Below are 18,920 nucleotides of genomic sequence, written 5' to 3' on the forward strand. Positions count from 1 at the left end.
TTCGTGTCACCGACCTCTCACCGCCGGCCCGCGCCCTAGCCTCCGCATCGTCAACAAGAAGGAGCTGACCATGTCGGTGAATGGTGTCAACGGAGTGGGCGGCCCCAGCCCCTCGACGCCCGGCAGCACGCCGGTGCCGCCCAGCGATGACGGCGGCGGCGACATCACCAAGTCCAAGGCCTTCCAGCAGGTGGTGAGCGGCATCTTCCAAGGCGGCCAGGGCATGATGAAAGACGCGCTGGGCAAGTTCTTCGAGGAAGAAGAGCCCGACGAGGACGACCCCGACGCGGAGCCGCTGTGATGCGGGCGCCCGACTTCCAGCGCCGCGCGCTCGCGGCCTGCGTGGCGATGGCCGTCGCGGGCTCGGGCAGCGCGCCCGCGACGCTGCTGGCGCAGGACGCGCGCGGCGCGGCACCGGCCGCGTCCAACGTGTCCGCGACGCCCGCCGCATCCGCCGCATCCCCGACGGCGCCCGCTCCGGCGGGCACCTCCGTGGTCCCGTCCACGGCGACAGCCTCGGCCAAGCCCCGCACCCGCGCGGCCACCAGCGACCGCCGCCTGGAGCGCCGCTTCGTCTACCGCGCCGAGAGCCGCCGCCTGTCCGACGTGCTGCAGGACTTCGCCGCGAGCCAGGGCGTGCCGGCGGTGGTCGGCGATGGCGTCGACGGCGTGGTCAACGCCAGCTTCGACAGCTCGCCGCCGGTCTTCCTCAGCGCCATCGCCAAGGCCTACGGCCTCATCTGGTACGACGACGGCACCGCGCTGTACTTCTATCCGGCGCGCGCGGTCCAGAGCCGCATGTTCCGGCTCAAGGGCTACAGCCGCCGCGAGGTCACCGAGCTGCTGAACTCGCTGAACCTGGGCGACAAGCGTTATCCGCTGCGTTTCAACGACGCGCAGCGCACGCTGCTGGCCTACGGTCCGCCGCGCCACATCGACCTCATCGCGCAGGCGCTGGACTCGCTGGACCTGGGCGCCGCCGAGGGCAACGAGCGCGTCGTGCGCGTGTTCCCCTTGCGCTTCGCGTCCGCCAACGACCGCCTGCTCGGCGAAAGCAACGTGCCCGGCGTCGCTTCCATCCTGCGCAACCTCTATGCCGCCCAGAGCCTGCAGCCCGACACCGTGAGCGGCCAGCCGGCCAATCCGGTCGACCAGAAGATCAAGGCGATGCAGTCGATGTACGGCGCCGGCAAGCTGGTGCCGGAACTGCCCTCCTCCGGGCAAGGCCACGGGCCGGGCGCTGGCGCCGACAAGCCGGGGCAGAGCGCGCGCACGCTCAAGAGCCCCGTCAACTTCGAGGAGGACCAGCCCCGCTTCGAAGCCGACGAGGGCACCAACGCCGTCATCGTGCAGGGCCGCGCGTACCGCATGCGCGAGTACGAGGCGCTGATCCAGCGCCTGGACCAGCGCCCGGTGCTGGTCGAGCTGCAGGCCATGATCATCGACGTCAGCGAGGACAACGCGCGCTCGCTGGGCATCGACTGGTCGGTGCAGGGCAACCGCGGCCAGCTGTCGGTGACCTCGCCCGGTGGCGGTCCGCCGCAGACCGGCGGCGGGCAAGGGATGCTGGGCAACGGCACCTACACCATCGGCACGCTGGTCGCGGACGCCGGCCGGCAGCTGATGCTGCGCATCAACGCGATGCAGGGCGAGGGCAAGGCCCGCGTGGTCTCCAAGCCCTCGGTCCTCGGCGTCGCCAACCGGCCCGCGGTGATGAAGGAGAAGCGCGTGGCCACGGTGCGCGTGGCCGGCAACCTCGATGCGAAGCTCTACCAGATCGAGGCCGGCACCCTGCTCCAGGTCACGCCGCAAGTGGTGTCCAGCGGCGGCGTCAACCAGATCAAGCTCTCGCTCTACATCGAGGACGGCAACTTCGAGGCCACCTCGGTCGACGCGGTGCCGGTGCTCAAGAAGACGGAGATCCGCACCGAGGCCCATGTGCGCGAAGGCGAGAGCCTGCTCATCGGCGGCCTGATGGTCGAGGCCAGCACCGACCAGCAGTCCGGCGTGCCGCTGCTCAAGGACGTGCCGCTGGTCGGCGGCCTGTTCCGATGGAGCGGCAGCCGCGCCACGCGCACCGAGCGCCTGTTCCTGATCACGCCCAAGCTGGTCGGCGGCAACGCCGCGCCCGCCCTGTCGCAGCCCCCGGCCAGCGACATGGATCCGGGCGCGCCGACCGCGCCGCTGGCGCGTTGAAGCGCCCCGTCCGCACCCCTCGCGCAGGCATTCGCAATCCATGAAACAGCTTCGTGTCCTGACCGGCGTGCATGCGGGGGTCCACCTACCGTTGAGCGCATCGACATACCGCATCGCCGCGGACGAGCAGGCCGACATCCAGCTCGTCGACTGGCACGCGGAACCCCTGGTCCTCGAACTCACGGAGAACGGTCAAGTGCTCGCCCTCGCCTCCCCGCTGAACGGCTCGCTGAATGGCTCGCCGATCGCCACGCCCGGCGCCACGCTGAACGCAGCGTCCGGCGCCGCCGTGGACGATGCCGCCGGCACGGGCGCACCGATGGCCGACTTCGAGCCGCGCCGCTTCGGCGACGTGGTGCTCTGCGTCGGTCCGGCGGACGACGCCGCCTGGCCCTCCGACATCGAGCTGATGGAACGGCTGATGCGTCCGGTGCAGGCGGTGGTCGAGGCCGCCGCGCCGGTGGTCGAGGCCGCGGTCACCGGCGGCCGCCGGGTGCTGGCCTGGGGCCTGGTGGCCGCGCTCACGCTGGGCGGCCTGCTGGCCACGGTGATCTCGCGGCATGCGCAGGCCGCGCGCGCCGCGGTCAAGCCCGAGCCGCTGGTGGGCCAGGTGTACCGCGCCATCGCCAGCGCCGCGATCCCGGAGATCACCGTGCGCGCCGCCGGCGAGCGCGTGATCGTCGAGGGCCTGCTGCCCGACGCCGCCGCCGCGCAGACGCTGCGCCAGCTGCTGGACCGTTTCCCGGTCGAGCGCATCGAGCATCGCTACGCCTCGGCCGCCGACATCGCGCAGAGCATCTCCGACGCGCTGGACACGCCCGGCCTGGTGGTGCGCTACCGCGACCGCGGCGTATTCATCGTGGGCGGCCGCGCCGCGCATCCCGACCGGGTGCGCGACGCCTCCACGCGCGTGGCCGCCGACCTGGCGCCGCTGGTGCGCGGCATCGAAGTGGCCGTCGCCCCCGCGCCGGTCCCCGAGAGCGTGCCGGTGGGGGCGATGCTCGCCACCGACGGCCTGCAGTACGTGCAGACGCGCGATGGCGCCAAGCACCTCTCCCTGATCCCGGAGTCCATCGGCGAGCTGAGCGATCCGCCGACGCCGCCGGCCCGTTGATCCCTTCCGGACTTCCACCCGACCCTCCCCCTTTTCACGGAGCAACTTCGACCATGAACGAGCAACTCGAGCAAACCGTCTTCGGCGACCTGGCCAACCTGGAGAAGTCGCTGGCCGAGGACGCCACCGGCGACCGCGCGCGCGCCATGCTGTCCTACTTCGCCGACGTGGCCAAGAGCAGCGAAGGCCTGCTGCAGACCGCCGCCGCCGCCGAGCGCCAGCTGATCTCCCAGCTGATCGAGGCCTTCAACGCCGCGCAGCGCATCGTGCGCCACATCTGGGAGACGCTGCACAACGCGTCGCTCGCCGTCTGACCCGCGGAGGCCCTCCATGCAACACACCCAAGCCAGCAGCGGCGGCGCGCCGGGCGCGCAGTACCCCGAGGTCTACCGCAACCTGATGGCCATCGGCCTGCTGGGCGCGATCTATCGCGCCAGCGAGGACGCGGCCATCGTGCACGAGGCCGTCGAGATGACCCTCGAGGACCCCACCATGTACGTGATGCACCGCGCCATCGCGGTCGCGATGGGCGGTGACGCGGCCTATGCCAAGGCCTCGCTGGGCCGCCGCATCGAGCAGCAGCCCGACGACGACAACTCCAAGGTGGCGCTGGGCGTCTCGATGATGCTCAGCGGCGACCCCGAGTGGAAGCACTGGCTCAACAACGTGCTGGCCACCAGCACCGACCAGCAGGCCCGCGAAGCCGCCAACGGCGTCCTCGCCTACCTGGCCAGCCTCCGGACCTCCCACTGATTCCCCCGGGAGCGCTGTCCCGGCTCCCTTCTCGAGCAGGCCGCACCTCGCGGCGCACCCCAACGCGGACCTTCCGCATTTCCTCAGGAGCAGACGATGTCAATTCCCAGCACCAGCAGCAGCACCGGCGCGAGCATGGGCAATTCCATGAACATGTTCCAGTCCGGCGCCGCCGGGCTGAGCGCGCAGGGCACCCAGGCCGCCGGCCAGGACGGCTCGGCCATGATGGACCAGATCCAGCAGACGGCTGCGATGCAGATGCAGTTCCAGACGCAGATGGGGATCATCCAGATGATCGTGAAGATGAATGAAGCGCTGGCCAAGCTCTTCAAGGCCATCGGCGAAGCGATCAAGGGTCTCGCGTAAGCACCACCACATCCCTCGCACCCTCTCATCCCTCCGAATCCGTTCTCGATTCATTCCTCATTCCCACGGGAGATCTTCATGAGCGTCAATTCCACGCAGCAGACCCAGGTCAACAGCTACAACATGCGCCTCGGCCTGGGCAGCACCGCTTCCTCCGCTGTGTCCAGCCCGCTGGGCAACGTGCCCCTGTCGCTGGACCCCACCCGGCTGGGCAACGTCCTGAGCTCGATCGGCGACGTGCTGGCCGCCGTCTCGCCGCTGCTGATGGCGGGCATGCAGCGCATGCCGATGCTGCCGACCCTGCCGGCCAACGCCTTCGGCGCCTACCCCTTCGCCCAGCTGCCGATGCCCGGCCTGCAGCGCTTGCCGCAGGCCTACGTGCCGGCCATGGGCAACCCCATGATCGGCAATCCCATGATGGGCAACCCGATGATGGGCAACCCGCTCATGGGCAATCCGCTGATGGGCAACCCGGCCCTGGGCCTGCCCATGACCACGCCCTTCGCACCGGCGATGAACCCGACGCAGGCCAATGCGTTCAGCGCGCTGCAGCAGGTGCTGCAGATGTTCAGCGGCAGCGGTGCCGTGCCCCAGGGCGGCCTGCCCCCGGGCGGCGTCTACAACGGCGCGGGCCTGCCCAACGCCAACCTGCCGAACGCACCGCAGACCAACGCCTACGGTGGCGCGCCCAACGTGCCGACCACGACCGCGCCGACCGGTGAGCTCAAGTTCGACGCCGCCGGCAACGTGCAGATGGACAAGGACCGCGCGACCCGCGAGATCGCCCGCAACTTCGACCAGCTGACCGCCGGCAAGGACAACTTCATCACCAAGGATGACCTGAAGGCGATCGCCAACGGCGAGATGCAGCGCTTCCAGGTCTCGGCGAACTACACGCCGGAGCTGCGCGCCGCCGCCAAGTACCTGCTCGACCATCCGGACGACTTCAAGTCGCTGGAGACCGCCGACTCCAAGGCGCAAGGCTTCAAGGGCCATGCCGACGGCAAGATCGGCAAGGGCGACACCACCGCCGCGATGCAGCAGGTCAGCTTCAGCGTGGGCGAGAAGGAAGCGCTGCAGACGCTGGCCAAGTACGGCAACAGCTTCTTCACCTCGGGCGACAAGATGGTCAGCAAGTCCGACCTGGACGCCATCGTGAAGACCGGCAAGATGCCCGACGGCACCGCCGCGCCGCAGGACATGAAGGACGCCGCCAAGCTGATCCTCAGCCAGCCGGAACTCTTCGACAAGATGGACAACGCCTTCAAGGTGCGCGTCAAGCATCGCGGCGACCAGCGCGGCGACGGCCTGGTCAGCGCCGACGACCTGCGTGAAGTGCTCAAGGGCGCCGACACCCAGCCCGGCCCGAGCGGCCTGAAGGGCGAGATCTTCGGCAACGTGCGCGCCGATTCGCTTGCCGGCCTGCTGCTGCGCGGCCTGAATGACAACGTGCCGCAACCGTCCCAAGCCTTCAAGGACAACGTCGCGACGACCTTCCAGAACGTGCCGACCTCGGTCCGCCTGTACTGATCGGAACGCTCGCACCAACCGCTTGAAAGGACTCACACCATGAGCTTCTCGATCCCCCCGACCTCCTCGGTCCCGTCGTACGCGGCGCCCCAGTCGCCGCTGGGCTCGGCCCTGTCCAGCACGATGGACATCGCCTCCACGCTGATGCAGTTCAGCACCGGCCTGCTGCAGAACCTGCTGCAGGCGCAGCAGAGCCAGTTCGGCGGCGGCCTGCCCGGCCTGCCGGGTTCGGGTCTCCCCGGCCTGGGCATGCCCGGACTGGGCGGCCCGCAAGGCGCCGGCCAGGGCCTGCAGGGCATCCTGCAGAGCGTGGTCCAGCTGCTGCAGGCGCTGACCCCGCTGCTGCAGGCGCTGGGCGGCGGCGGCCTGGGCGGCCTGGGCAACGCCAATCCGCTGGCCAACTCGGTGGCCAACCAACTGGGCGGCGGTCTCGGCGGCGGACTGGGCGGTGGCCTCGGTGGCGGCTTGGGCGGCCTCGGCGGCGGCATCCCCGCCTTCCCGCAACCCTACGGGCAGCAGCCGTTCGCGGCCTCGCCGTACGCCTCGCCCTACACGCAGTCGTACGCGCAGCAGCCGTTCACCGCTTTCCAGCAGCCCTACGCCGGTGGCGTGGCCTCGCCGTACAACGCGTCCTTCGCGCAGCAGCCGTTCACCAGCCTGAACCAGCCGTTCACCCAGGTGGATGCGCTGAACTGGGCTCAGGCCTACGGCGGTCCCAACCTGTCGCAGAGCGAGCTGACCCAGGGCGTCAACCTGTTCAACATCTTCAACGGCCGCACCACCGGCATGTTGTTCTGATGTCCACGCGCGGGGGCCGTTCGCGGCCCCCGCCAGGCACGCCGCGTCCTCGCACGCGACGTGCCTGTCCCGAGCGGACACGCGTCCGTTCAGGACAGGCACTTCCCCAGGAGCACACAGATGGATCCGACCTTTCATCGCAAACCCTTCGTCCGCGCCCTCATCGAGATCGTCAGCCTCGGCATCACGCACAAGCGCACCGAGGACGCCGAAACGGTGCTGGTGGCGGTGCGCCAGCTGCGCCCCCACCTGACCGAGCTCGACACCTTCGAGGCCTGGATCGCGATCAGCCGCGGCCACTGGCACGACGCGATCCGCACGCTCAACAACCTCGACGCCAACACGCGCAACTGGAGCCTGGGCCGCGCGCTGATGGCCTTCTGCCAGTTCGCCGTCGGCGATCCGGCCTGGAGCGTCAGCGCCAACGAGGTCATCGAAGGCGACTCCACGCAGGAAGCGCGCAGCCTGGTGCGGCTGCTGCTGGGCAAGGACGTCAATGTCGGCGAGCCCGAGCCCGACGCCCCGGCCGCCACCAGCTTCGCCGACTACGACCCGCGCTCGCTGCCGCACGCGCCGCTGCTGCGCGCCTGAAGCGGCGCGCGTCCGAAGCCACACCGCAGGAGATCCGCATGACTGTTCCCGCCATCGGCGCCGTGTCCGGCGCCGCCCCGACGCAGGTCCTGGATCGCGCCGCCGCCGCGCCCGATGCGCTCGGCGGTCTGTCCGACCGCTTCCAGCGACTGATGATGGAGCATCCCACCGCGCCGGCGCCGCACGGCACCGAGGTCGGCGAGCGCTCGCCGGTCTCGCATTTCATCGAGGCGCAGGAAGGCGTGCTGCGCCAGACCTTCGACAGCGTGCGCGCGTTCTCGCAGGAGGCGCCGGCGATGAATCCCGGCGAGCTGGCCTCGCGCCACATCGCGCTGAGTTATCAGCTGTCGATGGTGCAGGTGCAGTTCAACGCCGGCGTCTATGTCGCGCAGAGCAGCAAGAGCGGCTTGCAGACGTTGATGAAGAACCAGTGACGCGTCCTGCGGCCGGCGCAGTCCGGCCGCGATGAACGGACCCAGGGAGTTCCGACATGCCTTCCAAGATCAACGACCGCGCCCCGCGGCCCTGGCGACTGCTGCTCGGCGCCGTGCTGGCGCTGTGCCTGGCGGCCTGCGACACCGACCTCTACACCAAGCAGTCCGAGGCCGACGCCAACCACATGGTGTCGGCGCTGCTGGAGAGCGGCATCACCGCCAGCAAGCAGACGCCCGACAGCGGCAAGACCTGGAGCGTCAAGGTCGACGAGGCCGACGTGGTGCGCGCGCTGGCGGTGCTGCGCGCGCAGGGCCTGCCGCAGGACAAGCACGTCAGCCTGGGCGACATGTTCAAGAAGGAAGGCCTGATCTCCTCGCCGACCGAGGAGCGCGTGCGCTTCATCCACGGCGTGTCGCAGGAGCTCTCCGAGACGCTGAGCCAGATCGACGGCGTGGTCACCGCGCGGGTGCACATCGTGCTGCCCAACAACGACCCGATGGCGCAGGAGGCCAAGCCCTCGAGCGCGTCGGTGTTCGTGAAGTACCGGCCGCAGGCCAACCTCACCGCGCTCACGCCGGCGATCAAGAACATGGTCGCGCGCAGCGTCGAGGGGCTGTCCTACGACAACGTCTCGGTGACGCTGGTGGCCGGCGCGATGATCGCGCCGCCGCCACCGCCCGCGCCCGGCGGGATCGGCATCTGGATCGCGGCGGCGCTGGCGCTGCTCGGCCTGGGCGGCGCCGCCGGGGTCGCATGGAAGAAGCCGGAGTGGCTGCCCGAACCGCTGGCGCGCCGGCTGCGGCCGGGCACCGTGGCCTCGGCCACCACCGCAGGCGCCGCCGACGGGCAAGCGAACGCCGCACAGGGCGGCGGCCCCGGCGCGAGCGCGGGCTTGAACGGCGGCAGCCCCACCGCGGCGCAGGCTTCCGCGACCTGAGGTCGGCCATGGACGCCGCCCTGACGACACCGAGCCGCATCGCGCCGGCCCCGCACACGACGGTCGATCGGCCGGCCAGGGCCGCCCCGCCCGGATCGCCCGTCTTGCCCGTATCGCCCGTGGACCCCGGCGAACTGGCCCGACTCGCGCTCGTGTTCCAGCGCCGCCTGGATCGGCTGCCCGACGACATCGACGACGGCTGGGCGGCGCTGAATGCGCTGCGGCCGGCGCTCGACCAGATGCCGGACGGCCCCTCGCGCCGCCGCCTGATGCTGACGCTGTACCGCCGCTGGTGCGGGCCGCTGCCCGACCCGCGCCTGCTCGCGACACCGGGCGGGCGCCTGGCGCTGCACGGGCGGCTGGGCCTGCTGTCGCGCCTGTGCGCGGTGGCGCTGGCGGGCCGGCCCGGCGTGCTGCGCTGCTGCGTCGAGATCCGCGCGCGGCGGGCGCTCGAAGGCGCGCTCGGCCCGGCGATGGCGGCCCTGCGCGAATCCGCGCGCCAGGGCGCGGTGGTGCCGGCGCAGGTGGCGGCCTGGTCGCCGATCCAGTGGGCCTGCGTCGGCTACGCGGACCTGGCGCTCGCCGGCGCATGGCCGCATCGCGGCCTGCGGCGCCTGGTGCGCCTCGCGCTGCCGGCGCGCTGGCCGGTGCCCGACGGCCGCCATCAGGTGCCAGTGCGTCACGCCTGCGCGCTCGAGGGCCTGGCCCGCCTGGACGCGCTCTTCGCGAAGGAACCGACATGATGATCTGGCTGCAGGGCGGCGGCGCGGACCGCCTGGGCGGACTGGGGGCCGAGGACGGCATCCTGCGCGCCGCCGAAGTCGACGGCGCTGCGGAGCTCGACGCGCTGCGCCGCGCGATGGATGAGCAGCGCGACGCGGTGCTGGCGCAGGCGCGCGAAGAGGCCTCGAAGCTGATGAGCGATGCGCGCGAGCAGGCGGACCGTCTGCTGGCAGAGGCCCGCACCGAAGCCGAGCGGCTGCGGGTCGAGGCCTGCGAAGCCGGCCGACGCCAGGCCGCGCTGGAATGGCATGAGCGCCAGACGGTGCAGGTGATCGACAACGCGCAGGTGCTGCGCGGCATGCACGAGAAGCTGGCGACCATCGTCACCGGCGCCGTCGAACGCATCGTCCACACCGAGGAGCGGGCGGCGCTGTACCAGCGCGCGCTGCGCAGCGTGCGCAGCTTCGCGCGCGGCGCGAGCACGCTGGCCCTGCGCGTCAGCGCCGATGACCACGCCCACGCGCGCGCCGCGCTGGACTCGCTCAAGGCGCTGCAGACGCAAGGGGTTCACATCGAGGTCAGCGTCGACCCGGCGCTGCGGGCCGGCAGCTGCGTGTTCGAGTCGGAGGTCGGCATCCTCGACGCCAGCCTGCAGACGCAGCTCGACGGCCTGCGCGCGGCGATGGACCGTGCGGTGCGCAAGGCGCTGGCGAGCAGCCTGCCGCTGGCCGATGCCGGCGACCACGAAGCCACCGACCACGGCTTCGATGACGGGCCGGACGACGGCGTCAGCGATCGCGGCGTCAGCGACGTCGAGGCTCAAGCCCAGGCCCACGCGTCCTTCGGATTTCCGCACACGGACGCGGGTGCGCCGGCCGATGCCGATGACGCCGAGGACATCCTTCACGCGCACGACCTCGCCGAACACTGACCAGGAGCGCCGATGAAGGCATTGCAGGGATTCACCGACCTGATGGAGGCCGAGCTCGCCTCGGCCACGATGGTGGGCCGCACCGGCAAGGTCACCGAGGTGATCGGCACGCTGATGCGCGTGAGCGGCCTGGACGCCCGCCTGGGCGAGCTGTGCGAGGTGCTCGACGACGACGGCGCGGTGCTGCAGACGGCCGAGGTGGTGGGCTTCGCCGGCGGGCGCAGCATCCTCTCGCCCTTCGGCTCGATCCTGGGCGTGCGCGGCGGCACCCGCGTGGTCGGACTGGGCCAGGTCTTGTCGGTGCCGGTCGGCCAGGCGCTGCTGGGCCGCGTGATCGACAGCCTGGGCCGGCCGATCGACGGCAAGGGCCCGGTGCGCACGACCGAATCGCGTCCGGTGTTCGCGCTGCCGCCCACGCCGATGGAGCGCGAGATGATCGAGCGCCCGCTGCCCACCGGGGTCAAGGTGATCGACGGACTGATCACGCTGGGCGAGGGACAACGCATGGGCATCTTCGCGCCGGCCGGCGTCGGCAAGTCCACGCTGATGGGCATGCTGGCGCGCGGCACGCAGTGCGACATCAGCGTCATCGCACTGATCGGCGAGCGCGGCCGCGAGGTGCGCGAGTTCATCGAGCTCATCATGGGCGAGGCCGGCATGGCGCGCTCGGTGGTGGTGTGCGCGACTTCGGACCGCTCGTCGAGCGAGCGCGCGAAGGCGGCGCACGTGGCCACCGCGGTGGCCGAGTACTACCGCGACCAGGGCCTGAAGGTGCTGCTGATGATGGACTCGCTGACCCGCTTCGCGCGGGCGCAGCGCGAGATCGGCCTGGCGGCGGGCGAGCCGCCGGCGCGGCGCGGCTTTCCGCCGTCGGTGTTCGCCGAGATCCCGCGGCTGCTCGAGCGCGCCGGCATGGGCGCGCGCGGCTCGATCACCGCCCTCTACACCGTGCTGTACGAGGACGAGAGCGGCAACGACCCGATCTCCGAGGAAGTGCGCGGCATCCTGGACGGCCACATGATCCTGTCGCGCAAGATCGCCGCGCGGAACCAGTACCCGGCGATCGACGTGCTGGGCAGCCTGTCGCGGGTGATGTCGCAGATCGTGCCCAAGCCGCACCAGGCGGCGGCCGGCCACCTGCGGGCGCTGATGGCCAAGTACGACGAGATCGAGCCGCTGGTGCAGATGGGCGAGTACAAGCCCGGCAACGACGCGCTCGCCGACGAGGCCATGCGCAAGCTGCAGCCGGTGCGCGAGTTCCTGTGCCAGGCCACCGACGACCTCTGGGCCTTCGACCGCACGCTGGGGTCGCTGGGTCAGGTCGTGGCGGGATGAGGATGGCACGCACGCGCGACGCGCTTCGCGCCTTGCCCCGCCGGCCCTGAGGCCGGGCTGTTTCAACGATCCGGAGTGACCCGATGAATGCCTCCCTTCACCGTCATCACCGCCGTCGCGCGCACCGCCTCGGCCCGCGCGGCGCGCTCGCGATCGCGCTGCTCGCGCTGGGCGTCGGCCTGACCGGCTGCGCCTCGCGCCGCCCGCCGGAGCCGCTGGCCGTCGTCGCGCCGGCGCCGGTCCCCTTGCCGCCGCCGGGCCCGGCGCTCGACGTCAAGGACGGCCACGTCTGGTCGCCGGACATCGCGGCGGTGGCGCGGGAACTGCAGCAGCTGGCGCTGGACAACGGTCAGGTGGAGGTGATGCGCACGGCCGGCAACCAGGTGCGCGTGCGCATCGACGCCGCCGATGCGGTCGATCGCCGCGATGCGCTGCAGCCGCGCTTTCGGCACTTTGTGGAGCGCGCCGCCGAGGTGCTCGCGCGCTCGCCGGCGGTGCGGGTGCGCGTCGAGGCAGGCATCCGCGTCAACTCGCCCGCCAATTCCCCGGCGGCCGCGAAGGGTCGCAACCAGGCGCTGGGCTGGGCCCGCGGCACCGAGGCGATACTCGCCAGCCGCGGCATTCCCGCCGACCGGTTGACGTCCGAGGCCCGCGCCGGCGGCGACGCCGAACCGGCGGGAAGCTTCGACGCCGGCCCGCGGCGCTACATCGAGCTGCTGGCCGCCGACCCGATCGCGCAGTAGCGCAGGTGGGGCCGGGTCCGCCGCGCTTGCACCGACCCTTCATCCAGCCTTCATTCATGACCTTCCCCCTGGCCTCCCGCCGCGCCTTCATCCAGGCGTCGATCGCCGCGGCGTCGGCGCCCCTGGCGCTGCTCGCTCCCACCGCTCAAGCGCAAACCGGCGCCTGGCCCAGCAAGCCGGTGCGTATCGTCGTGCCTTATGCGCCGGGCGGACTGAGCGACGCCGTCGCGCGCCTGCTGGCCGAGCGGCTGGCGCTGGGCCAGCCGGTGATCGTCGACAACAAGCCGGGTGGCGGCGGCGTCATCGGCATGGGCGTGGTGGCCAAGGCCGCCGCGGATGGCCACACGCTGGCCTTCTCGGCGATCAGCCCGCTGACGCTCAGCCCGCACACGCACCAGGTGCCCTACGACGCGTTGACCGACTTCGCGCCGGTGGCGCGGGTGATGGTGTCGCCGGTGTACCTGCTGGCCACGCCGGCCTTCACCGGCAAGACCTTCGCCGACGCGATCGCGCAGGCGCGCGCGCAGCCGGACCAGGTCACCTTCGCCACCAGCGGCGTGGGCAGCCTGGGCCACCTGATGCTCGAGCAGATCTCGCGCAAGGCGCAGGTCCGCTTCACCCACGTGCCCTACAAGGGCGGCGGCCAGATCGCCACCGACGCCGCCGGCGGCCAGTTCCAGCTGTTCACCGCCAATCCCGGCGCGGCGCTGAACGCGCTGGTCGAGCGCGGCAAGCTGCGCGTGCTGGCCGTGGCCGCACCGGGCCGCATGCCGGGCCTGCCCGACGTGCCGACCATCGATGAACTGGGCCATCCGGAGGCCAACATGAATTCGGTGTTCGGCGTCTTCGCGCCGGCCCGCACGCCGCCCGAGGTGATCCAGCGCCTGCACGAGGCCATCAACCGCGTGCTGGCGGAGCGCGACGTGCAGGAGCGGCTTCGCCAGCTCGACTACCTCGTGAGTCCGGCGACGATCGCGGCATTCGCGGACCAGCTGCGGCGCGAGCACGCCGCCAACGGGCGGCTGCTGAAGGAGAGCGGCATCCGGCTGGAGTGACCGGCGCGTGCAGGCCGGCGCGGAGGGCCCCTCGGGGCCCTCGCTTCATTTCAGCTCCGCCACCTGCAGCGTGCGGCGCGGCACATGCGGATGCAGGTGCGACACCACCACCCTGCCCTGCACGAAATCCAGCGAGTAGCTGCTGTGCTGCAGCGGCGTCGCGCGCTCGGTGCGGTCCAGCGCGTTGCTGAAGCCGCGTCCCACCTGGCGGCCGTGGTCGAACACCAGGTCGGTGACGCCGCCCGGCACGCGGGCCACGGCGCTGTCGAACTCGCGGCGGTTGCGTGCCGCGAGCACGGGCCGCAGGTCGGTATGGCCGGACACATGGGCGTGCAGGTCGGCGACCACCTGGGACAGCGTCGACAGCGAGTCGTAGCTGCCCACATGGCCGGTCTCGGGCGCGCGCTCCCGCATCGCCTCGTCGCTGATGCCGACGTGCCGCTCGACGGCGCGCTCCCAGGCCGGATCGCTGATCGCGGCGCGACGCGCCGGCGCTTGATGCAAGGTCTCGCGCAGCTCGCCGATCCGCGCCTCGGTCACCGCCAGCCGCTCGCGCAGCCCGGCCTGGGCGGCACGGACTTCGTCGTGCTCGCGGCTGGCATTCGCGGCCTCCCGCGCCAGCGCCGCGGCGGCCGCCTCGTGCGCTTGCGCGGAGCGGCGCAGCTCGGCCTGCGCTTCGCCGACGTCGCGCGCGGTCTGGTCGACGCGGCTGCGCGCCTCGTCCGCCTGGGCGCTGTGGCGGTCCACATCGCCGCGCAGTCGCATCCTGCGAGCGTCGACATCCGGCGACGAGGACCCGGCCGCCGCCGGGAGCTGCGGAATGGCCGCATCCGGCGCGGCATCGCGCGAGGCAGGCTGCGCTGATTGCCCTGATGGCGTTGATGGCGCCGGCTGCGCGGCGTCCCGCTGCCGGCGCGCGTCGCGAAGGCCGCTGAGCGCCGACTGCGCGGCGCCGAGCTCGCGCGTCAGTTGCTCACCGCGCTCGACGAGCGCGCTCCGCTCCTTCAACGCGCCGTCCAACGCGGACTGGGACCGCTGCACGTCGCCAGACGCCTCGCGGTACTCCTCGGCGATGGTCGTCATCATCGAGGTCGCCTGCTGGATCGCGCCAACGACGATGCGGCCACGATGCGCCGGCAGTTCCTGCAGCGGCATCAGGTCGCGGGCCCGCGCGCGGCTTTCAGCCAGCGCCGTCTGCGTCACCCGGCTGCCGTCGCTCAACTTCACGCGGCGCGCCGTCGTGCCATCGGGCAGGCCCGTGCTGGCCGCCGCCATGGCGCAGTACCTCATCTCCTCCGTGAACTGCGCCAGCACATGCCGGCCCACCGCATTTCCCAGGCCCTCGCCCCCCGCGCGCACGGCCGCCATCACGGCGCTCGTGTCACCGCCGAGCAGGTTCCTCAGCAGGCTCCCGTTGACGCGATCGGGCCACAAGGTGCTGAACAGGGCCGAGAACGCCGAGAAGCTGTGCGCCGGATTCTCCAGCAGCGGCTCGTCCAGGCGCCGCGCACCCGCGTCGACGTTGGTGAACATGGCCAGGTAGCGGGCATGCCTCGTGTCCTCGCCCTGTGGCAACTCATCGATGGCGGGAAGCCTGTAGTGCGCCAGGAACGGGTTGAGGTGGATGGCGGCGGCCTTGTCGATCCGCTGCTCAATGAAACGCGGATCCAGCAGGGTCTCCGCGAAGTCGGTGTCGCTCTTCAAGGCCGCGCGCGCCTCCGCCACGCGGCGACCGGCCGCCTCCATCTGCGTCTTGAGGCTGTCGCGTTCCCCCTCCAGCCGCTGGATGCGCGCGTGGGCCTCGACCTCCGCGGGGCTTCGGGGATCCGGTTTCGCGGCCGCCGGCGTCGCCTTCGTCGCCTTCGTCGCTTTCATCGCCTTGGCGCCGCCGCGCCGGCCCGTTCGCGTGCGCGCAGGACGAGCCGGTTGAGCCGGCCGCGACTCCGCCGCCAGCGTCAGGTTCTCGAGCTGCCGCCGGGCGGACGCCAGCTTGCGCTCGGCATCCGCCAGCTCGCCGGTCTCCTTCTCATGCCGGGCCTGCAGCGAGGCCAGTTGGCCTCGCGCGTGCTCGGCGCGCGACTGAAGGCGGCCGACTTCGTCGCTGCGCTCGCTGGCGATGGGAGCACGCGCGTCGTGACGCCGCTGCTGCAGCTCGGCCAGGCTCGCCTGCAGCGCCGCCCGCTCCGTCTCCAACTCGGAGAGCTTGCCCGCGAGCGACCTCAGCTGGACCGACGGCGACGACGGTGCCAACGGCGCCAATGGCGCACCCGCCGAGGGGCCTGCCATGGCCGCGGCCTCGGTCGGCCTCGACACCGGCAAGGCGGCGCGCCGCTGCACGGCCGAGGGCGCGCTGTCGGCCTCGCCAGCGCCGTACGCGCTGGCCGGCCGTGCCGGTGCCCGATCGAGCCCGGGAAAGTCCCCCGCGGGACGGACCTCGTCGGCGAAGGCCTGCGCGAGGGGCCGGCCAGCGGGCGGTACGGCGGCGCGCGATGGCGCGCCTCCCGACGGGAAACGGATCGGACCGGTCATGGCTCCTTCAATCGAGTTCGTCGACGTTGACGCGGGGCCTGCGCTGCGGCACCGGAATGTCGGCCACCGACGAGGCCGAACTCGACGGCAGACGCGGCGATTCCGGACGCAGCGCCAGCTCCAGGTCGACGGTCGGCGCGGGCACCGGCGTGGCCCGCACCGCTTCCTGCGCCTGCCACAGGCCCGTGATCGGCGAATCGAGCATCGCGCCCAGCGCCGCGGCCCCGACGTTGCCGATGAACTGCTGCACGGGCGGCGGCAGCTTGCTGTGCGCCATCCCCTGCCCCGCCGCGGTCAGCGCCGAGAAGAGCGTGTTGGTGAGCGAGGCCCGCGCCTGCGCCTGGTCCAGCACCCGGCTGCGGTCCGTGCCGGTGAGCACCGGCGCCCACTCCTGCGTCGCGCCGGGCGTCTGGTTGGCGAAGAGCTGCAGGCGCTGGAACCAGTCGATCGTCTCGCCCAGCGTGTTGGTCAGCGTGCTGATCGCCGCCGTCCCGGCCGCGACACGCCAGGCGTCGCCCACGTTCATGGCGCTGGATTGATCCAGCAGCACCGCGGCCGCCACGCTGCGATCAGGCACCCACGCGCCCTTCAGCGCGTCGCCGAGGAAGTTGTTCACCACGTTCACGCCCGCGTAGGTGGCCACGGCGGAGGCCTGCGCGGCACCGGACATGCCGGCGGCCAGTTCCGGTTGCGGGCCGCCGCCCACAGGCGCTGGCGGCTTGTTCACCTTGACCATGCTGAAGCTGGCCTGCAGGCCGTCCCGCATCGCGGCGTAGACGCCGACCTTCAGCTCGTTGGTCAGCGGCTGCAGCGCGGCCGCCCGGTCGCCCTGCTGGAACCCGTGATGCATCAGCATCAGGTTGGTGACGGACGAGGACACCTGCATCACCGTGAACAGCCGCGAGACCTTCAGCGTGTGCTCCCGCATCGCCTCCTGCTCGCGGGGCGTCTTGGCCTGCCACTGCTCGGGGGTGAGCGAGTGGTAGGCGCGCGCCGCCTCGTCGGGGTTGCGCCGCTCGCGCAGCTCCCGCACCACCTGCAGGACCACGTTGGTCATGCCGACCGTGGCCTGCAGGCCCATCACGGCCGGGGCCGGCGTGTGCCTCAGCGCGTGGCTCACCGCGCTGGCGAGCATCTCCCGCGCGAAAGTGGGCAGGCCGACCGCGACCGTCTGGTGGATGGCGTGTCCCGCCACCACGCCGGCCAGGCGCGCCTCGGGCATCGGCGGAACGACGGACCCCAGCGTGCGCACCGCCTCGCGGCCCGCCACGCCGGCCAGCCGGGTGACTTCGCCGGCGATCGCATTCGCGACGGAGCGCCAGTTGCGCTCCGGTGCGACAGGGCGGGACAGGTTGAAGGTCGGCTCGGCCCGCAGTTGCCGGCCGATGTCCGACGCGGTGGCCGAGAGCGGGCCGCTCAGGCCGCGCTCCCGCGCCAAGGTGTCGAGGCGCCGCGACGACCACTCGCGCGAGTCCGACATGCTGTGCGAGTCGTCCAGCAACGAGCGACCCGGACTCGTGCCGACGAGCTCCGGCAGAGGCCGGCGCTCGCGCAGCTCCTCGCCGCTGGAGGACGCCAGCGGCGCGGACGTTCGCGACGACGGCGCGTTGTGCGGCCGCTCAAGCGTCGGGGCAACGACGCCGGCCGCCGAGCCCGTCGAGCCAGCGGTACCTGCTGTACCTGAAGGACCCGCGGTCGCTGTGGCGCCGGGCACGGACGTGCCGGCCTCGGCGGGCAGACGGAACGATTCGATGCGGTTGGATGTCGAAGGGGGGATGGATGCAGGCATGTCGGCTCCCTCCTTCAATGCGCGGCTGCGGTGGCGCGGGACGTCGATGTAGCGCGGGCCAGACGCGCGAAGTCGCGCAACCAGGCGGCGAAGCCGTCGGCGAAATCGGCGGCGCTGCGGCCATCGACCGGGCAGCGCGACATCAGGCGGGCGCGGCCGCGCTCGCGGGCCACGGCGACGCCGGCGAAGACCATCAGCGTCGTGTTGGCCTGCAGCGCGAGCCGCCGTCGCTCGAGCGTGTCGAGCGCTTCGGCGCCGAGGTCGGACACCAGCACCAGCGTGTCGGTCCCGTCCTCGCAGGCCAGGCCGATCGACACGCCGTCCAGCGTGAACGATCCGCTGCGCGCGCCGGCCAGCGCGTCCGCGGCGGGCAGGCCCGCTTGCAGCAAGGCCCCATGCACGCGCACGAGCACGCGCTCGGGGGCTTCCAGGAGCGGCGCGTCGACATCGGCCGCAGCGGCCGCATCGACACTGCGGCGCCGTGCCGCATCCGCTGGCCCCGCGGCGGCTTCAGCCGTTCCGGACATGCCGGCCGCCGCGGCTGCCGTGGTTGCCGTGGCTGCCGCTCCGGCCTGCGCCGTCACGCCCTCGAGCAGCGCCTGCCGCAGCTGCAGCAGCCCGGCCAGTTCAACGGCGAGCAGATCGGGATGCGCGTGCCCGGCGGCGCTGCGCAGGATCAGCACCGCCTCGCCGTCGTCGTTCAATCCGAAGGCCGCGAGGGTGGCGACCAGCACCTGCCCGTTGGCGAGCAACAGCGCATCGCACCAGGCCGCTTCGTCGACCGCCGCCGGACGCGCGGCGCGCGTGACGGCCAGCCAGGGCCCCGTTGGTTCGTCATGCAGCGGATGCAGCGACAGCGGCTGCCCGGCGAGCTCGATCAGGCCGGTGGCGCCGAAATGCCGCGCGACCTCGGGGCTGGCGCCCAGCCGCAGCGCGGCCTCGCGGCGCCAGTCGGCGATGACGTCGGCGGGCGTGCCGCCTGAAACGGTGTCGGCATGAGCGGGGATCGTCCCGTTCGCCGGAGGTGTCGTTGACGCAAGGATGGTCGTCATGGAAGCTCCCTGGCCGTGTTGTTGGGTGATGGGTTCGGCCGGC

At 72.2% G+C, this 18,920-nt stretch carries 19 protein-coding genes; 16 read left to right on the top strand and 3 right to left on the bottom strand.

The annotated features are described in order from the left end of the window. Positions 1 to 70: 70 nt before the first annotated feature. From ACTJKJ_RS21555 to ACTJKJ_RS21630, 16 genes are all read left to right on the top strand, one after another. Positions 71 to 301, top strand: coding sequence for a hypothetical protein (locus ACTJKJ_RS21555; protein WP_343605015.1), 231 nt, complete (start codon positions 71 to 73; stop codon positions 299 to 301). Then, positions 301 to 2,196 (top strand): type III secretion system outer membrane ring subunit SctC, encoded by a 1,896-nt coding sequence (gene sctC / locus ACTJKJ_RS21560; RefSeq protein WP_440821931.1) that lies wholly within the window; start codon positions 301 to 303, stop codon positions 2,194 to 2,196. The genes ACTJKJ_RS21555 and sctC overlap by 1 nt, the downstream gene beginning before the upstream one ends. Positions 2,197 to 2,236: 40 nt before the next feature. Further along, a complete protein-coding gene (gene hrpD5, locus ACTJKJ_RS21565; protein ID WP_440821933.1) occupies positions 2,237 to 3,310 on the top strand; it encodes an HrpD5 family protein in 1,074 nt (357 codons plus the stop codon). 53 nt (positions 3,311 to 3,363) lie between these two features. After that, positions 3,364 to 3,624, top strand: coding sequence for a hypothetical protein (locus ACTJKJ_RS21570; protein WP_091733522.1), 261 nt, complete (start codon positions 3,364 to 3,366; stop codon positions 3,622 to 3,624). Positions 3,625 to 3,640: 16 nt separating this feature from the next. Further along, the gene (locus ACTJKJ_RS21575; protein ID WP_091733520.1) at positions 3,641 to 4,063 is read left to right on the top strand and encodes a hypothetical protein; all 423 of its coding nucleotides are present in this window, start codon (positions 3,641 to 3,643) and stop codon (positions 4,061 to 4,063) included. Between the two features lie 96 nt (positions 4,064 to 4,159). After that, the gene (locus tag ACTJKJ_RS21580) at positions 4,160 to 4,429 is read left to right on the top strand and encodes a hypothetical protein (protein WP_091733518.1); all 270 of its coding nucleotides are present in this window, start codon (positions 4,160 to 4,162) and stop codon (positions 4,427 to 4,429) included. 78 nt (positions 4,430 to 4,507) lie between these two features. Beyond that, entirely contained in the window at positions 4,508 to 5,959 is a 1,452-nt protein-coding gene (locus ACTJKJ_RS21585) for an HrpF/NolX family T3SS translocon protein (RefSeq protein ID WP_440821936.1), read from the top strand. Between the two features lie 39 nt (positions 5,960 to 5,998). Next, positions 5,999 to 6,757 (top strand): hypothetical protein, encoded by a 759-nt coding sequence (locus ACTJKJ_RS21590; protein ID WP_440821938.1) that lies wholly within the window; start codon positions 5,999 to 6,001, stop codon positions 6,755 to 6,757. Between the two features lie 120 nt (positions 6,758 to 6,877). Then, a complete protein-coding gene (locus ACTJKJ_RS21595; protein WP_440821940.1) occupies positions 6,878 to 7,348 on the top strand; it encodes an HrpB1 family type III secretion system apparatus protein in 471 nt (156 codons plus the stop codon). Between the two features lie 38 nt (positions 7,349 to 7,386). After that, the gene (locus tag ACTJKJ_RS21600) at positions 7,387 to 7,782 is read left to right on the top strand and encodes a hypothetical protein (RefSeq protein ID WP_183480192.1); all 396 of its coding nucleotides are present in this window, start codon (positions 7,387 to 7,389) and stop codon (positions 7,780 to 7,782) included. A gap of 56 nt (positions 7,783 to 7,838) precedes the next feature. Beyond that, entirely contained in the window at positions 7,839 to 8,720 is an 882-nt protein-coding gene (sctJ, locus tag ACTJKJ_RS21605; RefSeq protein WP_440821942.1) for a type III secretion system inner membrane ring lipoprotein SctJ, read from the top strand. Between the two features lie 104 nt (positions 8,721 to 8,824). Further along, a complete protein-coding gene (locus ACTJKJ_RS21610; RefSeq protein ID WP_440821944.1) occupies positions 8,825 to 9,463 on the top strand; it encodes a type III secretion protein HrpB4 in 639 nt (212 codons plus the stop codon). Continuing rightward, the gene (gene sctL, locus ACTJKJ_RS21615) at positions 9,460 to 10,374 is read left to right on the top strand and encodes a type III secretion system stator protein SctL (protein ID WP_440821946.1); all 915 of its coding nucleotides are present in this window, start codon (positions 9,460 to 9,462) and stop codon (positions 10,372 to 10,374) included. Before ACTJKJ_RS21610 ends, sctL begins: the two co-directional genes overlap by 4 nt. A 12-nt stretch (positions 10,375 to 10,386) precedes the next feature. Continuing rightward, positions 10,387 to 11,709 carry a type III secretion system ATPase SctN gene (sctN, locus tag ACTJKJ_RS21620; RefSeq protein WP_091733502.1) on the top strand — a complete coding sequence of 441 codons (1,323 nt, stop codon included), beginning with the start codon at positions 10,387 to 10,389 and terminating at the stop codon, positions 11,707 to 11,709. An 83-nt stretch (positions 11,710 to 11,792) separates the two neighbouring features. Then, entirely contained in the window at positions 11,793 to 12,452 is a 660-nt protein-coding gene (locus tag ACTJKJ_RS21625; protein WP_440821948.1) for a hypothetical protein, read from the top strand. 56 nt (positions 12,453 to 12,508) lie between these two features. Next, positions 12,509 to 13,507 (top strand): Bug family tripartite tricarboxylate transporter substrate binding protein, encoded by a 999-nt coding sequence (locus tag ACTJKJ_RS21630; protein ID WP_440821950.1) that lies wholly within the window; start codon positions 12,509 to 12,511, stop codon positions 13,505 to 13,507. A 45-nt stretch (positions 13,508 to 13,552) separates the two neighbouring features. Here the strand turns inward: ACTJKJ_RS21630 and ACTJKJ_RS21635 are convergent, their stop codons facing one another. Genes ACTJKJ_RS21635 through ACTJKJ_RS21645 form a run of 3 tightly spaced genes read right to left on the bottom strand, consistent with a single transcriptional unit; the run spans position 13,553 to position 18,877 of the window. Further along, a complete protein-coding gene (locus tag ACTJKJ_RS21635; RefSeq protein ID WP_440821952.1) occupies positions 13,553 to 16,036 on the bottom strand; it encodes a hypothetical protein in 2,484 nt (827 codons plus the stop codon). A 7-nt stretch (positions 16,037 to 16,043) separates the two neighbouring features. Next, positions 16,044 to 17,825, bottom strand: coding sequence for a hypothetical protein (locus ACTJKJ_RS21640; RefSeq protein ID WP_440821954.1), 1,782 nt, complete (start codon positions 17,823 to 17,825; stop codon positions 16,044 to 16,046). Positions 17,826 to 17,839: 14 nt separating this feature from the next. Next, positions 17,840 to 18,877: a hypothetical protein gene (locus tag ACTJKJ_RS21645; protein ID WP_440821956.1), complete on the bottom strand. Its 1,038-nt coding sequence runs from the start codon at positions 18,875 to 18,877 to the stop codon at positions 17,840 to 17,842. Between the last annotated feature and the right edge of the window lie 43 nt (positions 18,878 to 18,920).

Source organism: Roseateles sp. 22389 (assembly GCF_052044995.1).
In the GTDB taxonomy this organism is placed as follows: Bacteria; Pseudomonadota; Gammaproteobacteria; order Burkholderiales; family Burkholderiaceae_C; genus Roseateles.

What these genes read in the sequence shown, in the direction of transcription:
- ACTJKJ_RS21555 (WP_343605015.1), top strand. Translation starts at nt 71, where the DNA reads ATGTCGGTGAATGGTGTCAACGGAGTGGGCGGCCCCAGCCCCTCGACG.
- sctC (WP_440821931.1), top strand. Translation starts at nt 301, where the DNA reads ATGCGGGCGCCCGACTTCCAGCGCCGCGCGCTCGCGGCCTGCGTGGCG.
- hrpD5 (WP_440821933.1), top strand. Translation starts at nt 2,237, where the DNA reads ATGAAACAGCTTCGTGTCCTGACCGGCGTGCATGCGGGGGTCCACCTA.
- ACTJKJ_RS21570 (WP_091733522.1), top strand. Translation starts at nt 3,364, where the DNA reads ATGAACGAGCAACTCGAGCAAACCGTCTTCGGCGACCTGGCCAACCTG.
- ACTJKJ_RS21575 (WP_091733520.1), top strand. Translation starts at nt 3,641, where the DNA reads ATGCAACACACCCAAGCCAGCAGCGGCGGCGCGCCGGGCGCGCAGTAC.
- ACTJKJ_RS21580 (WP_091733518.1), top strand. Translation starts at nt 4,160, where the DNA reads ATGTCAATTCCCAGCACCAGCAGCAGCACCGGCGCGAGCATGGGCAAT.
- ACTJKJ_RS21585 (WP_440821936.1), top strand. Translation starts at nt 4,508, where the DNA reads ATGAGCGTCAATTCCACGCAGCAGACCCAGGTCAACAGCTACAACATG.
- ACTJKJ_RS21590 (WP_440821938.1), top strand. Translation starts at nt 5,999, where the DNA reads ATGAGCTTCTCGATCCCCCCGACCTCCTCGGTCCCGTCGTACGCGGCG.
- ACTJKJ_RS21595 (WP_440821940.1), top strand. Translation starts at nt 6,878, where the DNA reads ATGGATCCGACCTTTCATCGCAAACCCTTCGTCCGCGCCCTCATCGAG.
- ACTJKJ_RS21600 (WP_183480192.1), top strand. Translation starts at nt 7,387, where the DNA reads ATGACTGTTCCCGCCATCGGCGCCGTGTCCGGCGCCGCCCCGACGCAG.
- sctJ (WP_440821942.1), top strand. Translation starts at nt 7,839, where the DNA reads ATGCCTTCCAAGATCAACGACCGCGCCCCGCGGCCCTGGCGACTGCTG.
- sctL (WP_440821946.1), top strand. Translation starts at nt 9,460, where the DNA reads ATGATGATCTGGCTGCAGGGCGGCGGCGCGGACCGCCTGGGCGGACTG.
- sctN (WP_091733502.1), top strand. Translation starts at nt 10,387, where the DNA reads ATGAAGGCATTGCAGGGATTCACCGACCTGATGGAGGCCGAGCTCGCC.
- ACTJKJ_RS21625 (WP_440821948.1), top strand. Translation starts at nt 11,793, where the DNA reads ATGAATGCCTCCCTTCACCGTCATCACCGCCGTCGCGCGCACCGCCTC.
- ACTJKJ_RS21630 (WP_440821950.1), top strand. Translation starts at nt 12,509, where the DNA reads ATGACCTTCCCCCTGGCCTCCCGCCGCGCCTTCATCCAGGCGTCGATC.
- ACTJKJ_RS21635 (WP_440821952.1), bottom strand. Translation starts at nt 16,036, where the DNA reads ATGACCGGTCCGATCCGTTTCCCGTCGGGAGGCGCGCCATCGCGCGCC.
- ACTJKJ_RS21640 (WP_440821954.1), bottom strand. Translation starts at nt 17,825, where the DNA reads ATGCCTGCATCCATCCCCCCTTCGACATCCAACCGCATCGAATCGTTC.
- ACTJKJ_RS21645 (WP_440821956.1), bottom strand. Translation starts at nt 18,877, where the DNA reads ATGACGACCATCCTTGCGTCAACGACACCTCCGGCGAACGGGACGATC.